This is a genomic window from Flavivirga sp. 57AJ16, assembly GCF_028736925.1.
Taxonomy (GTDB): Bacteria; Bacteroidota; Bacteroidia; order Flavobacteriales; family Flavobacteriaceae; genus Flavivirga.
Genome location: NZ_JAQZAT010000010.1, coordinates 52,989 through 68,856, shown reverse-complemented (window position 1 = coordinate 68,856; position 15,868 = coordinate 52,989). Strand labels below are relative to the sequence as shown.

Below are 15,868 nucleotides of genomic sequence, written 5' to 3'. Positions count from 1 at the left end.
TAACAGTAACCTTGAAGTAACAAAGTAACCTATGATGGCGTGTAAAGAACGTAAGCAAGATGAGTACAAGAAGGAAATGATGGCGGTGCAAGACACCTTGGATGTACTAAAAGGAAAATGGAAAATAATTATTCTATCATCTATATGTTTTTACAATCAAAGACGATTTTCAGATATTTTAAATGATATAAATGGCATTTCCAACAAAATGTTGAGCAAGGAATTAAAAGAGCTTGAAATAAATCAGTTAATTAAAAGAACAGTTATAGATACGCATCCTGTAACCATTCATTACCAGCTTACCGAGCATGGGAAAACACTAAGAACAATAATAGATAATATGACCGATTGGGGAATTAGACATAGAAAAAAGATTATTGGGAATTAAATTTGCTTCAACGAGCTTTACTTTACTCTTAGATTTTTTTTAAACTTCCGAGTAAGAATGTCAAATCTTGACCCAAATTCAAATGCTACTTCGCCTAGTGTGTAGTGATAAATGTGGAAAAATAAAGAACCATTTGCAACAAGAAAGCCCTTTTACATTATAAATAATTATGGTTTAAGCTCGGAAGTAGTCAATTTGAATTCCTAAAACTTTCACGGAAACCTGAAGGGGACATTTTTGTTTTTTGTTTAAACAGTTTGCTGAAGGACTGCGGATGTTCAAATCCAAGTGCATAAGCAACTTCGCTCACGCTTAATTCAGTCGTAGAAAGTTTCTCCTTGGCCTTTTCAACTAGTTTATGATGAATATGTTCCTGCGTTGATTTTCCTGTGACATTCTTTAGTAAGCCGGTTAAATACTTAGGAGATAAGTTGATTTGATTGGCGACCTTTTGAACAGTAGGGAGCCCTTCTACAGATAATATATCTTCAGCAAAGTAATGATTCAATAAATTTTCAAGCCTGGAAAGTATTTGATGGTTTGTTTTTCGCCGGATGAGAAACTGCCTGTTATAATACCGCTCGGCATAGGAAAAAAGCAAATCTAATTGTGCAATAATAATTTTATGACTGTATTGGTCAATATTGCCGTGATATTCCAGTTGGATGATTTTAAGGATTTTGGTTATCGAAGCTTCTTCTTTTTTAGATAGAAATAAAGCCTCGTTGATAGCATAATCAAAATATTCATAATTGTGTATGCTGTTTGCCAATTTCGTTTTCCAAAGAAAATCAGGATGTAACATCAACATCCAGCCCGTAGGTTTTTCTTTGGTAGCGTTTTTTATGCCGAATACTTGTTCAGGGGCCATAAAAAGCATTACACCATCATCAAAATCATATTCCTGTTGCCCGTATTTTAATTTTGCTTCTGGGTGTCTTTTTAGGGCGATGGTATAGAAGCCGGAAACCAATCTATCGGGTTCGTTTTTCTTTAATTTAATGTCATCAAAATTAATCACACTTATCAGGGGATGTTCCGGTGCGGGTAATCCCCTGAACGTATGATATTCGCTGATAGTGTTAAATCGATGTGGCGATTTTTTGACCATTGCTAAAATTAATCATTATATTAAAACTCTTTGGCAAATTCTTGGGCAAAGTCCTTTAACTTTTTGTTCCCAAAGGTATGGGGTCTATTGTTTTCAAAATCTTCTTTAAGCAATCCAGATTCCAATGCGGCATACATTTCGATAAGGCCTTCTGCAATTTCAGGGTTCATTCCGGCTTTTTTAAGTGCATTCATAACAGTTTCATCATCCACTATCTGCCATTTTAAATTTGGTTTTTCAATGGCTTTTCCCAATATTTTCGCCGTTTCTTCCCCGTTAAGTTCATCGCTTACCACATAACGGATTTTTTCGTTGTTGTCGAAGGAGCTTAGTTCTTCTGCAACTACTTTGGCGATATCTTCAGGCGCAACCCAGGGAATAGCGTGAGTGCCGTAATTTGCATAAATGGCGTTCTGTGCTTTGATGCTTTCAATATATCCGTATAGATTGTAGTAGAAAGAAGTAGGCCGCATATGTGTCAATGAAATGTTTGAAGGCAGGGCGTTAAGTGTTTTTTCAACATAATGGGCACCTTTAAGAATTCCGTTTCCTTTTTCTAGATGGGCACCAAAAGTGCTTAGGTTCACCACTCTTTTTATGTCTGTGCCGGAAATTGCTTTTGCATAGTTTTCTCCAAGGTGTTTATAATAACCTGTTAGATCTAAATCGTGATCAAAATAATTATTGGGCGGAACCATTGTAAAAACAGCATCGGCATCTTTAAAATGTGTTTTTAAAAAGTCAATATCCTCTAAGCTGCCAATGGCAGGGATTGCCCCAAGAGCTATGATATCGCTTATTCTTTCTGAAGAACTACTTATGACCTTCACCTCGTTATTTGCTGCGAGAAGGATCTCGGTCAAGGATCTTCCAATGTGGCCTAATGAACCCGTTACTGTGATTTTCATAATTTTTTAATTTTAAATTATATGACAAAGTTCTGCATTAGTGTCTTTACTGAAATAACCAAATTTCAGCTTATTGTAGCCAAAAAGGTAGAATCAGCCGATTGTGTTGTTCAATAATTTACTTTTCAAAATAACTTTGAAATCAAAACATAGTATTGAAAGTGAGTTTACCAATCTCATAAAAATCATATCATCATATTTACCCATTTTGAAGGCTTCTTCTACTTTGTTAAATGGCTCCTTTAAGTTTGAAGCTTACAAGCAGATTATGAGAAACGCTTTTAGTCTGTAAATCATATTTGATTATAATAAATCAAAATTCGGTAGTAAAGATACGTGTATTAAAGCAGAAGCTTAGCCCTAAAAAAATCGCAAAGATGATTTATTGTACCTTGAAAATTAATTACGCTATCCAAGGCATCGTCCGCATCTTTGTGGATAAAATTCGCTTGATAATTTATGGTGGTTTTCAAATCGCTGTGTCGGTAAAGTTTTTGTAACATTAAAGGATGAATAGCATCACCTGCAATGTTTCCAAATGAGTGCCTTGCAATATGCATTGTCACTTTTTTGTTGATTCCAGCTTTTTTAACAATTGATTTTAGGTTCTTGTTGAATTTACTGGTCGCTACTTTAATTTTATTATAAACGTCTTTGGCATTACAGAAACCTGCCTTTTTCATTTCAGGAAAAATAAAATCATCAGCTCCATTTTTATTCTTCTCATAATACTTCATTATTATCAATACCTTTTGGGGTATTTTGAACGATACAATTTTGGTGTTCTTGCTCATCCTGTAGTTCAATCTTCCATCATAAACCATTGACCATTTGGTAAAAAGAATATCCGAAACTCGCATCCCGGCAAAGTAAAAACTGAAAAGCCAAACATTTAATGAGTGTCGTTGTACTTCTGATAAGTTTTGAACTTTCTCAAGTTGTGTAATACCAATTATTATTTAAAAAGAGCTATAAATAATTTGAATTATATTTTGGTCAGATAAGATAGAAAATTCAATCATAGCCTTAGTTATGATTTTATACCCAGTCAAGCTGAGCACATGTTTAATATTGAAATATGAGCAAAATAGAAATCGAAGATTCATGAACACCTATTTTTAAAATGAAAGATAGTGAACTAAACAAATTATAGGGGTTGTTTTGAGTCATAATTGGTATAATTTCCTTTTTGTTAAGTCCTATTTTAATGGTTTGTGGAAATTTGATTTTGAAACTACCTTTACCGAAAGGGTATAAATCTTTGCTTACAACTTTATCAGCAATTGCTCTATTGTAAATCAAACGAATCAATACCATGACATTGAGCGCAGAAGTCTCCGTTAAGCATCAGATAAGTTTTGAATCTTTTGAGAAAGCGCAGATTAATTTCTTGAAAAAAACCTCTCAATTTTGAGAGGTTTTTTTGTTTGGGTACAACATTTTGCCATTTTCCAACCTATAATATTGGTTCAATATGTTTTGATATCATTCGAAATTAAATATTAACAGTTGGTTTTCTCAAAATTTATTCCTACAATAATTTGTAAATTTACAAGTCTCTCTGTTTGTTAAATAATCTTTTCAATATTTTATAGATTAATTATGGGCAATAAGGTTGCCCGTAATGATAAATGTCCCTGTGGTAGGTAGTGGTAAAAAATACAAAAAGTGCTGTATTGGTAAAATTAGTAATGTGAAATGTTTAGAATTATTAATGAGAGAGAGAGTTTGTTATACGGTAAAAAAGATTCTGGCTCTGCAAATATTAAGGAATAGAAAGAAATTCTAAACACTTATAATGCTCATTATCACTTAGAAGATCTGCCTGTTAGTCCATTTACTAAAATAACGTGAGTTCGATTAAAAACAAGGGAGTTTTTAACAATAAAATCACTAATAAAGCGATTTGTCGCCTTGAGCGCAGACGAAGTACTCAACCTGACAACCTAGATTAAATTATTGATAGTCAGCTAAATAATATTATGCTTACATCGAACTCACGTTAAAATAATTACCTTTTTTGGAGGAGATTATTTGATACTACCTGGAATATCCGAAGGAGGAGATTTTATATTATCCAATTTGCTTAGTGCTATTTTTCACACTAAAAATGAGCTTCCCAAAACTTTCAAAAGTTTGGTTAGGCAATTAGACTTACTTATGAATACTATGTTAAAATCGGGTTCGCAGTCCCATATCCATATCATTGTGAGCCGAAAGGATGCCTCCAATAAATACAGTTTGTCCCCTGAAAGTAAACACAAAGTCTCTGAAGTAGAGATGAACGGAAAAATGGTCAAACGGGGATTTGATAGGGATGTTTTCTTTTCGGTATCCGAAAAAACCTTTGATCGCTTGTTTTCATACAAACGAAATTATGTGGAAAACCTATCAGGCGAGAAAGTTGTTCATTAAAGCCCCAAAGACCTATTATACCAGTATCATGGGCTTGCCGACCAATCAACGTGCCTTGACCTTTAAGCTTATTAGTAAAACGGGCATAAATATAGCTTTGATGAACATCCCTACGAATAAAGTGCAACTAGCCCTTAAGGTGAAAAAGAAGTCTCCAAACGTCGTGCGGATGTGTTTTTTAGACCGAAACTAGGCGAGTTCATCACATTTGCAGACGGCAAAGACGAAAAATTACAATTTAAATTGCAGAAATTCAAAAAGAAATTCCCAAACCAGTATATCGGTTTTCCAAAGATGAACTCCAAATAAACTTCAAGTGCATCCATCGTGAAGCCCAATCCATATTTGGAAAATAAAGGTATTTTATTCATGGCTTAAGGAAGGGGTGTAACTAATTCAAATTCAGTTAAATAATGTCTGTTTAAGTAGTGCTGATTTTAGCAACTTTTGGAGGTTTCAATTTTTTTATTATACCTTTGAAGGTACAATCATCCCATTTTACATATTTTAATTGTGGAAAAAAAAGCGACATATAAGCACTTTGATTTTCAGGGAAATGAACAAAATCATAAAGCTTCAGTTTCTGACGAAAAAGCCGTGCATATGACCGATTTACAGATATGGCAGGAATTTCAATCCGGTAGCGACTCTGCCTTTGCCAATATTTATAAATCCCATGCAACTCTGTTGTATAGCTATGGGCTGAAACTGGTTTATGATAAAGAATTGGTAAAGGATGCCATACAAGATCTCTTTATCGAACTATGGGATTCCAAAGATAGATTGTCAAAAGTAAAATCCATAAAGGCATATCTTTACAAATCATTACGACGTAAATTAATCTCGAAAGTTATAAAGGAAAGAAAGACATTTGATAAAAACCAGGATTTGACAAGTTTGGATGCAGAAATACCTTCCACCGAAATTAGTCTCATCGAGAAACAGCAATTTGATGCCAAGCGAAAAACCTTGGAAAAAGCAATAGCTTCACTTTCCAATAAGCAACGCGAAATCATCCATTTAAAGTTTTATGGGCGATTAAGCTATTTGGAGATTTCCGAAATCATGGCATTGGATAAAAAAGGCACTTATAATTTAATGGCACGTACCATTCAAATTTTAAAAGACCATTTGGTTTCCATCATGTTGTTAATCGTATTGTTCTCTGTTCTTTAAGCTATACTTTTCTAAAGTTAAATCACTTTATCTTTATTATTTCCAATCAATTCACCATTTTTTAAAATAATTTTTCAACGGTTAAGACCTTAAAGCACAGTGCTTTTAAATTTTTATTAAAAAAAAAGTTAAGTTTTTATGAAGTAAAAATGAAATTTTCTTCTCTTAACTATAAAGAGCCTGATTGTAGTATCAGATTCTGAATTGAAAAGCGATAAATAGCAACTGATGAAACACCCATGACAAATAACTTTAATACAAATATGATTATTGAAGGTGTTGTATTTGACCTCTAAAACAATAAAACGAACAAATGAAATACATTCATTATACCGTAGAAGACTTTGTAAATGACGAATATTTCCAAAAATGGGCTTTGGATTCCGATGCGATGACCACCAAGTTTTGGAACAGTTGGATGGCTAAACATCCTGAAAAGGTATCCATATTAGAGGAAGCAAAACAATTGATTCTATTATTGGACTTTGACACTGAAAAACTTTCCGAATCCGATTTTGACATGATGTGGCAACACATCATCGAAAAACGAACTTCTACTCCAGCCCCGAAACAAATCCAGTCAAAAACAAAAGTAAGACCGTTGTATTGGCGATATGCCGCAGCAGCCATTCTGGTTGGTATTTTGGCAGGAACTTACATTTTTAAGGATAACATCTTCACATCTCCACAGGGATTTGTTGAACCTATCATAGTAAACAATACCATAGAGACTGGTACAGATAAAGCTACGTTAACCCTGGAGACAGGAGAAATAGTGGCACTTGAGAAAGGTAAAACCTATCAAACACAAAATGCCACCAGTAATGGTGAAGAAATCACCTATATTAATAGTACTTCCCACAAATTAGTCTATAACTATATAACAATCCCAAGAGGAGGGCAGTTTCAAATGACCCTTTCAGATGGTACCAAGGTATGGTTGAACTCGGAGAGCCAACTAAAATACCCTGTAAGTTTTGCCGACGGCGAAAGCCGCCAGGTAGAACTTGTTTACGGTGAGGCTTATTTTGATGTATCACCAAGCACAGAGCATAATGGTTCAGACTTTAAGGTCTTTAATAATAATCAGGAAGTTGAGGTTTTGGGCACCGAGTTCAATATTAAGGCTTATAAAGGAGAAACCAATGTATATACCACATTGGTCGAAGGAAAAGTGGCCGTAACACCCAATTCAGACACTTTCAATACCAAAATATTGTTGCCTGGCCAACAATCCGATTTTAATACAGCCAACAAAAACATAGCCATCAACACGGTGGATATCTACAATCAGGTCTCATGGAAAAAAGGTGTGTTTAGTTTCGAGAATATGAAACTATCAGAAGTGATGAAAGTAATGGCACGTTGGTACGATATGGAAATTTCAATAGAAAACAAAGCAATAGAACAGTTAAGGTTTACAGGTGGTATACAGAAAAGCCAACGTATTGTAAGCATCTTATCTGTTATTTGTAACAACGTTAGAAACGTGAGTTACGAAATACATGATAAAAAAGTCATTTTAAAGAACACTAACTAACCAAAAAACTAAAATATATGGATAAAAACTAACTCTAAAAAACAAAGGGAGCATATAGTTCATACCTGGACAGTACCTTAACTATATCCCCCTTTCACGTATCGATTAACTAAGAATAATTAATTAACCAATAACATAACAAATTTATGGAATTAAAATTTAAATCCAAGCTTTTCCCAAATAGGGGAAGTATTTTAAAATTCATTATGAGAACGTTTATACTATTGTTCTGTACTACTGTCTTTAGTTTGTCATCGGGAAATATCCTTTCCCAGAATACTAAAGTGACCATTGATGCAGATAAAACAGTAATGGTAGATGAAGTTTTCAAAATTATCATCCAGCAAACAGATTATACAATTATCTATCAAGCAGGTTTGTTTAAAGACTTCCCGAAAGTAGAGTTAAAAAAGGGTGTCATCCGTATGGATAAACTCATCAACCAAAGCATTAAAGGCGGTAATTTAAATGTAGTGCTAACAGAAGACAACACCATACTCATCAAGGAAGCTAAAACCCAACAACAAATACAGGTAAGTGGCAAAGTAACCGATGATAAAGAGATGCCACTTTCTGGTGTTACAGTTCTTATAAAAGGAACGACTAAAGGTACAGCTACCAATTTTGATGGTTCATATAATATAACGGTTCCAAACCCAGAAAATGTATTAGTGTTTTCAGTTTTGGGTTTTAAAACTCAGGAAATTTCCATTCGGGAACAAAGGAATATTAACATAACCATGGAAGAGGAAATCTCTAATTTGGATGAGGTTGTTATTTCTACAGGATACCAAAAAATAAAACCTGAACAGAGTACAGGCAGTGTAACAGTGATAAAGTCCAAAGAATTTGAATCACAGGTAAATAATGATTTTCTCTCTGGATTAGCTAATAGAATTCCTGGATTGATGATAAATGATAATGTAGGTTTTACCAGTAATGTAGATGGAGAAATATCTAGTAGAAGCCTATTTAATATTCGTGGTATTTCTACCATATCAGGCAACCAAAACCCATTAATTGTTATCGATGGATTTCCAACAGAATTAACATTGGATATGATTAATCCCAACGAAATAGAATCTGTAACGGTACTGAAAGATGCAGCGGCGGCTACAGTTTATGGGGTTAGGGCTTCTAATGGTGTAATAGTTATTGAAAGAAAAAAAGCAGCAGTAGGAAAACCAAAGGTTCAATACAGAGTAAATTTTGGGTTTACACCAAAAGAAAATTATAGTAGATATAATTACGCCTCCAACGCCTCAGAATTAGCGGTCAATTATATAAGAGATCTAAATACGTCAGTTGATCCTTTAGCATACAGTGGGTTTTTTAATTATACTGGAAGATACGCTGAGAACCCTGTGTATTATTTATTAGCCATGCAATCAGGAAATATAATTCCCCCAAGTAGAATAGAAGAAGCACTAATCGACTTGGGTAAATATGACAATGTAGAGGATTATGAACGACTATTTTTACGAGCTGCCGAATCCCAAAACCACAACCTAAATGTTTCTGGTGGCAGCACCAATTATTTATACTACCTAACTTTAAATCATGTTCGAAATAGTTTATCACAAATAAATAACAATGATGAGCGAACCATGCTTTCCATTCGTACAAATTTGAAATTATCAAAGCGTCTGTCTCTGGAGCTAACGAACATGTATATGGAATCAGATGCTTATAGTGCACCTATACCCAATGTGGACACCGCTTACCGTTTTGAGCCTTACGCAGACGAAGATGGGAACGCCCTACCTATTAACAATGGGTCTATTATAAACCCATATTATAATACCTACATAATGTCATTGGGTTTGCAAGACCATTTGTATTATCCATTGACAGATGCACTCCATGTTAAAGATCATCAACATACGGTAAATAATAGGTTTAATGCCAATTTTAAATATGGTATAGGTAAAGGTTTAGACTTAGCTTTTGGCGGAATTTATGAAAATAGCCGTACTGATTTTGTTCATTATGCCGATGAAGAATCAACAGAGGTACGGCAAACTATTAATAATTTTATTACGATAAATCCCGAGGGGTCCTTAAACTATAATATACCTGTTGGAGCTTATTTGAATGAGACAACTTCTACTACGAATACGTATACACTTCGTTCCCAACTAAATTATAATAAAAATATTGGAGAAAACCATTCCGTTAACGCGATATTGGGCGGTGAAATAAGGGGTATTTTAACAGAGGGAAGTAACAGGGCTTATTATGGTTATAACGAACAAAACCTCTTACAGCAACCAGTGGATTATAGCGAATTAGGCAATAATTTTGTTAGCACTTTATTTGGAAGTCAGAGTCTTTCTTATCCATTTAGCAAGACCTATCAAGAAGACCGTTTTATGAGTGTTTACTCCAATATTGTGTATTCATTTCGTAATACATATTCTCTTACTGGCAGTTTTCGTATAGATCAGTCCAATCTTTTCGGAACCAATCCTAAGTACCGTTACAAGCCTTTGTGGTCTGTGGGCGTAGCATGGAATGTTCATAATGAAAATTTCATGGAAGATATAAGTTGGTTAAATAATTTGAAGTTTAGAATGGCATATGGTTTCAATGGAAATGTTACGAAAAACTCTCTTCCAGAGGTTATTGCTTCAAGTTATTTGAATACGGATACCAGTCCTGCTTCTACCGCATTAGAATTGTTTTCCCTTGCGAACAGCACATTGAGATGGGAACAGACCAGTAATTTTAATATTGGTTTAGATTTTGGTTTTTCAAAAAACATTAACGGTTCTGTTGATTTTTATACTAAACGTAGTACAGATGTGTTGAATAACGCTCAAATAGACCCTACCTATGGTAAAACAACTTCGTTACTTAACGAGGCGAGTATCAATAACAAGGGTTTTGAATTCAATTTACAAGCAGATTGGATTAGCTTGCCTACATTTAATTGGAATACAGGTCTTGTATTTTCTCGTAACACCAGTAAGGTGTTAAACGTATATGAATATAGTTCGGATAATTTACCTAATGAACTTAATGTAAGAGGGTATGTGCCAGGTTATCCCATAGGAGCATTGTTTGTATATCGTGATGGGGGATTGGATGATTCGGGGTATCCAGTAGTATTAGATGAAGAAGGAATAAGCCAGCCAACAACATCATTATCTTTATCTACGGAGGGACTTACTTATTATGCGGGTTCATCAATTCCTACAATTAGTGCTGGTTTGAGCAATCGTATAGATATTGGTAACTTTTATTTATTCTGTTTGATGAGTTATTATGGGGGCTTTAAAGTACAGGTGCCTAGAATTCGACCAGGAGATCCTGTAGCTGGATCTGACAATTATTGGAAACAACCAGGGGATGAAGAAACAACAGACATTGTAGGAATAGAGGCTAACAACTATTACTTAACGCATCATATTTACGATAATCTTGATACATTTGTGGTAAATGGCGATTATATTACATTAAAAACGATTACCGCCTCCTATAATTTTGATGATAAAAAGCTTCTTTTTCTTAAAAAGGCAGGAATAAATAGTTTTGAGCTTAAACTACAGGCTTCAAACCTTTTTACAGTAGGGTTAAATAAATATAATTATAGTTTAGCTACTGGAAATTACTACAAACAGTTTCTTACACCAACCTTTACAACTAGCCTATTAATTAACTTTTAAAAATTGAATATTATGAAATATAAATATTGCTATAAATACATTTTATCAATATGCTGCATAATGCTTATAGCTTGTGATGATTATCTTGATATCGATCCTAAAGGTAAGACGACCTTAGTTACTGTAGAGCATTACGACCAATGGTTGAACGATTTGGAAGTTTTGGGATATGTTGACTTCCGATTGGATTTTCTAGGCGACAACGTAGATATTTCCACTTTAACATTGCCAACTACAGTAACTCATTATTTGGCCTACCTTTGGGAAGAGCAGTACAACAGCTCCACAACTGCAAACCCTCATCCTTGGGGAGACCATTATGCTTCAATTAACAAATATAATTCCGTACTTGTAGGAATAGATGATGCTACTGAAGGGACAGAAGAGAAAAGAAATTCCCTAAAGGCAGAGGCGTTATTGGGAAGGGCTTTGGAATATTTATACCTTGTCAATGAATATGGACCAGTATATAATAGTACTACGGCGGATGAAGATCTTTCGGTGCCATTCGTAACCTCTAATGATGTGGGTGAATCCATCCCTTCCAGGGCAACTGTACAGGATATTTACGAACATATTATTGATGATATAGAGACCGCTATTCCAGATCTTCCAACAGACAATAGTACAAACCGTTTTCGTGGTAGTGTAGCTGCTGCTTATAGTGTATTGGCTAGAACATATCTTTACATGGGAGAATATACCATGGCCGCCCAAAATGCGCAACGTGCTTTGGATAATGGAGATGCTGCTATAATAGATTTTAACGAGCCTCTTCCTGCTCAAAAACTGCTAAGTCTTAGGCCAGATGTTATTTATGCTCGTCAAGGAGGATTTGGTGTAGAAGGAACACTTGATTTTATGCGTATGTACGATCCAAACGATTTACGTATAGTAATGTTCTATGCTAGCTTTAATGGATATTCTTTTACTGAAAGAGGGGATTCTTTTGTAAATTATTCTATTCTAGATGGTAATCGAGGTACTTCTGCACAGGAAATGAAGCTAATTATAGCTGAGTCTGCAGCCCGAAATGGAGATTTGTCTACTGCTTTGCAGCAATTAAACGATATCCGTATGAATCGTTTTTCTGAATCTGATTATGAGGAGCTTGAGTCTACAGATCAAGAAATGGTACTAGACTTAGTTTTAAAAGAGCGTGCTTTAGAGTTGCCTTTTAATGGCTTACGCTGGTTTGATATGCGCCGTTTAGATAAAGAAGGAAAAATGTCTACGATACAACGTTACCTTGGAAATGGAGAGCTTATTTCTACATTGTCTCCTAATAGTCCTAAATATACTTTACAAATACCTGTACAGGTTATGGTATATCACCCCGATTGGATACAAAACCCTTGGGAAGAATAAAAATAATGATGTTATATTATTTGTTTAATAAAAAAAATGAGTCATGAATAAAAAATCCAGATTTATATTTTGTTGTATTACAGTAATGCTATTAGTAGCTTGTAGTGAAGACGATATACCTAATTTAGTTGAATCATCTAGTGTTAGTATCCAAAATTATATAACAACCGATGTGATTGTTAACGAGTTGCCAGTGGTAGAGGATGTTATAATTCCTGTTAATTTGAAAGCTCAACTGAACAACCAAACGGCAAAACAAGACCTCCATGTGCGTTTTGCAGTAGATGAATCAAAAACACAACTTTATCGTAATAAATATGGAGATGCATTTTTGCTACCCTATACCTCTTACAATTTCTTTAAGTCCAACTGTCATATTCGGGAAGGGGAAACTTTATCGGACGATATAGAGTTGTATATTGTTAGAGAATCTTTACTTAGACCATATAGCACTTATGTATTGCCACTAGTCATTAAATCGGTAGATGGGGAAAAGCATGATGTTACACCAGGAGAGGTAATGTATTTGGTATTGAAAACAGGTAAATCTTCTATAATTAGCAAGAATGAATGGAAAGTTGTAGATGTATCTCACGAGTCAAGTGGTGGCCCAGCTAGGTTTGCAATAGATGATAATCTGGATACAATTTGGAGCAGTGACATTTTTGATTCCCCTCCATATAGCATAGAGATTGATTTTGGTTATGCAATAACCTTTAGTGGAGTAACTTGCACACCAGGATTGCTTTCATTTGCTTACCCTACACAGACTCAAATTGAATTTAGTGAGGATGGAAGCACTTGGGTAGATAAAGGAACTTTTGATTTAGCAGTGGCTGAACAACAACTAATGGATACAGGAATTAGTACAGCTCGCTATATGCGTTTCACCGTATTGGATGTGGCTCCTTTTGCTATTTACACACCCTTAAGCTTAAAAGAAATAGGTTTAGAACCTTAATAGGAGTCCACCTTTTTTAAACTTAAATAAAAAGAACAATTTCAAACTTTATTAAAATGTTATTAAACTTAAAAATAATAATAAGTAAGTTTTTATCCGTCTTATTTTTTGCAACTCTTTTTTCGCATCTATTTTCTTGTGCGAGACAAGTAACCTCCCAATCAGTAAATCCAAATTTCAATGTTGAGACAAGGGAAACGGCAAACACAGACAATGATAGTATATTAATCTATGGAAGCGTAGTTAAGTTTAGTGAGGGAGCACATAATATTGATGCCGTTAAAGTGATACGTTATGATAACACTAACATTATTGTGGCTGCATCTTTTGTTAAAAATGGGAACTTCGAGTTTAAGGTACCAAAATCGATGAGAGGTACTCAAGTTTTGGTTATTTTTTACAATAAACTTCAAAAGAGTAGGGGAGGCTCTAATTTTAAGCGTTTTATGATAGAAGGAGATTCCATTTATATGGTGTTCGATGAGAATACTAAGAAAGTGCATATAACGGGTGGAATTCAGAACTTGGCCAATGATGTATACACTTTGGAGAATGAATTATGGTCTCTAAAAAAGGGAAACCTTAAAGATAAGAAGGCTAAGGGCGTAATTTCTTCAGAGACTTACAGAGAAAAAAAGAAAGAACTTGATTCCTTTATTAAAAAGGAAAAAGTTCAGTTTGTTAAAAGCCACCCTTATGCATGGAAATCATTAGATATACTACAGGAATTAATGCAAAATTATATGCGTATTACTTGGGTAGATATTTTGCCAGAAGGGGGTGAGCCATTAAAGGAGTATAAAAAGATATTCTATAGTTTAGACAAACCTGTTCAGGAAAAGGGACAGAATATACTAAAGATGATTCAAAATATGGAGGCTAGAAGAGTTCCATATTTTACAGGTGAAATGCCCGATGGAAACACATTTGATTTAGCCGATATGAAAGGAAAAGTGGTTCTTATCGATTTTTGGGGAAGTTGGTGTGGTTGGTGCCGTAAAGCACACCCTCACCTAAAGGAGTTATATGCAAAATATAAGGATAAAGGATTTGAAATTATTGGTGTTGGTGTAGAACACGAAAAAACCAGAGAAGAAAAGTGGCAGAAATTTCGAGATGCCATAGCGGAAGACGGGATTACTTGGCCACAGATGTTGGTGGACAGGAATAAGCAAGATATTCCTGCAGAATATGGCGTAATAACTTATCCTTCATCATTTTTGCTTGATAGAGATGGTCGCCTTATATTACGTGTTGGAGGAACTGATATTAACAGGGTAATTGATGCAAAACTGGATGAACTCTTTAGTGAGAATAGCATTTCTACATACAGAAGCAAAGAATTATATGAGTCGGATATGTCTTTATTGCATAAAGAACATGGCGAGGTTTATAACAAAATTGGAGAACTAGCAAAAGCAGTCTCAGGTGTTTCAGAAGAGGAAAAAAAAGCTGTTATAAATGAATTTTTAAAATTGGAGGGTGAAATGTTAAAAAAACATACGGACTTTGTATCTAAACATCCTGAGGCACCATTTAGTTTAGATATTTTAAAAGATAACAGTGATTTATTTATTAAGCATGGAGATTCAACGTTTAGAGTACTACATAGTTTATACAAAGGACTTTCTGGGAAAGTACGGGCTTTAGATACTGATGATGCGCTGGGAGATTATCTTAAGAATTATGCCAATACAAGCGCGGGAGAAAAGTTTGTTCCTTTTTCTTTTGTTAATAACGATGGACGAACAATAGATATGAACAATTTAAAAGGCAAGGTTATCCTTTTGGATTTTTGGGGGAGTTGGTGCTTTTGGTGTCGTAAATTAGACCCTCATCTAAAAGAGTTATATTCAAAATACAAGGATGAGGGGTTTGAAATAGTAGGTATAGCATTTGAGTATGGTACAAAAGAAGAGCAAATACAAAGATGGAAAGAAGCTATAGAAAAAGACGAAACCCCTTGGTTGCACGCTTTAAGCGACGTTGATGGAAGAGATTTGATTAAAGAATATGCCATAAAAGAATACCCAAGTTTAGTTTTAATAGATAAGCAGGGGATAATCGTATCACGTAGCAAAGATTTAAATGGATTAAAAGAAAAAATAGAAGAGCTTTTAAAAACATAAAAATCGATTTTGTTCTAGAGTACAGACAAATAAGAATTGATCATATATAGCTTGAAGTATTATTTGTAAATCATATGTTGATAATTCTAGAATCAATTGCATAAATCGTAAATTTTATTAAATTCTAAAATTTTTAACAGTTTATTAATTGGGGAAAAAGTTTGAATATAACGTTTCTCTAGGTAAGTAATATCTTTTAGGTTT

At 34.4% G+C, this 15,868-nt stretch carries 10 protein-coding genes and 1 pseudogene; 8 read left to right on the top strand and 3 right to left on the bottom strand.

Features of this window, described 5'->3' with window-relative positions; translation table 11 throughout:
• Window positions 1–31 precede the first annotated feature (31 nt).
• Window positions 32–388 (top strand): helix-turn-helix domain-containing protein, encoded by a 357-nt coding sequence (locus PQO00_RS12385; protein ID WP_274185158.1) that lies wholly within the window; start codon window positions 32–34, stop codon window positions 386–388.
• Between the two features lie 190 nt (window positions 389–578).
• On the opposite strand, the gene PQO00_RS12380 is transcribed toward PQO00_RS12385, so the two are convergent.
• From PQO00_RS12380 to PQO00_RS12370, 3 genes are all read right to left on the bottom strand, one after another.
• Window positions 579–1,499 carry an AraC family transcriptional regulator gene (locus PQO00_RS12380; protein WP_274185157.1) on the bottom strand — a complete coding sequence of 307 codons (921 nt, stop codon included), beginning with the start codon at window positions 1,497–1,499 and terminating at the stop codon, window positions 579–581.
• A gap of 20 nt (window positions 1,500–1,519) precedes the next feature.
• Entirely contained in the window at window positions 1,520–2,407 is an 888-nt protein-coding gene (locus PQO00_RS12375) for an NAD(P)H-binding protein (protein WP_274185156.1), read from the bottom strand.
• 341 nt (window positions 2,408–2,748) lie between these two features.
• Complete coding sequence (locus PQO00_RS12370; RefSeq protein ID WP_337992844.1) at window positions 2,749–3,354, bottom strand: tyrosine-type recombinase/integrase; 606 nt, start codon at window positions 3,352–3,354, stop codon at window positions 2,749–2,751.
• A 1,222-nt stretch (window positions 3,355–4,576) separates the two neighbouring features.
• Between PQO00_RS12370 and PQO00_RS12365 the strand changes: the two are divergent.
• From PQO00_RS12365 to PQO00_RS12335, 7 genes and pseudogenes are all read left to right on the top strand, one after another.
• Window positions 4,577–5,015 (top strand): annotated as a pseudogene (locus PQO00_RS12365) (DUF5712 family protein); the annotation flags it as partial.
• A gap of 320 nt (window positions 5,016–5,335) precedes the next feature.
• Window positions 5,336–5,998, top strand: coding sequence for an RNA polymerase sigma factor (locus PQO00_RS12360; protein WP_274185155.1), 663 nt, complete (start codon window positions 5,336–5,338; stop codon window positions 5,996–5,998).
• A gap of 313 nt (window positions 5,999–6,311) precedes the next feature.
• Window positions 6,312–7,538: a FecR family protein gene (locus tag PQO00_RS12355; RefSeq protein ID WP_274185154.1), complete on the top strand. Its 1,227-nt coding sequence runs from the start codon at window positions 6,312–6,314 to the stop codon at window positions 7,536–7,538.
• A 206-nt stretch (window positions 7,539–7,744) separates the two neighbouring features.
• On the top strand, window positions 7,745–11,206 hold the full coding sequence (locus tag PQO00_RS12350) for a SusC/RagA family TonB-linked outer membrane protein (protein WP_274185153.1): 3,462 nt from the start codon (window positions 7,745–7,747) through the stop codon (window positions 11,204–11,206).
• Window positions 11,207–11,218: 12 nt separating this feature from the next.
• Window positions 11,219–12,574: a RagB/SusD family nutrient uptake outer membrane protein gene (locus PQO00_RS12345; RefSeq protein ID WP_274185152.1), complete on the top strand. Its 1,356-nt coding sequence runs from the start codon at window positions 11,219–11,221 to the stop codon at window positions 12,572–12,574.
• Window positions 12,575–12,617: 43 nt separating this feature from the next.
• A complete protein-coding gene (locus PQO00_RS12340) occupies window positions 12,618–13,535 on the top strand; it encodes a DUF1735 domain-containing protein (protein ID WP_274185151.1) in 918 nt (305 codons plus the stop codon).
• A gap of 56 nt (window positions 13,536–13,591) precedes the next feature.
• Window positions 13,592–15,664, top strand: coding sequence for a TlpA disulfide reductase family protein (locus tag PQO00_RS12335; RefSeq protein WP_274185150.1), 2,073 nt, complete (start codon window positions 13,592–13,594; stop codon window positions 15,662–15,664).
• The last annotated feature ends 204 nt before the right edge of the window (window positions 15,665–15,868 follow it).

Coding starts and splice junctions, on each gene's coding strand:
- PQO00_RS12340 (WP_274185151.1), top strand. CDS start 12,618: ATGAATAAAAAATCCAGATTTATATTTTGTTGTATTACAGTAATGCTA.
- PQO00_RS12380 (WP_274185157.1), bottom strand. CDS start 1,499: ATGGTCAAAAAATCGCCACATCGATTTAACACTATCAGCGAATATCAT.
- PQO00_RS12335 (WP_274185150.1), top strand. CDS start 13,592: ATGTTATTAAACTTAAAAATAATAATAAGTAAGTTTTTATCCGTCTTA.
- PQO00_RS12345 (WP_274185152.1), top strand. CDS start 11,219: ATGAAATATAAATATTGCTATAAATACATTTTATCAATATGCTGCATA.
- PQO00_RS12385 (WP_274185158.1), top strand. CDS start 32: ATGATGGCGTGTAAAGAACGTAAGCAAGATGAGTACAAGAAGGAAATG.
- PQO00_RS12350 (WP_274185153.1), top strand. CDS start 7,745: ATGAGAACGTTTATACTATTGTTCTGTACTACTGTCTTTAGTTTGTCA.
- PQO00_RS12375 (WP_274185156.1), bottom strand. CDS start 2,407: ATGAAAATCACAGTAACGGGTTCATTAGGCCACATTGGAAGATCCTTG.
- PQO00_RS12355 (WP_274185154.1), top strand. CDS start 6,312: ATGAAATACATTCATTATACCGTAGAAGACTTTGTAAATGACGAATAT.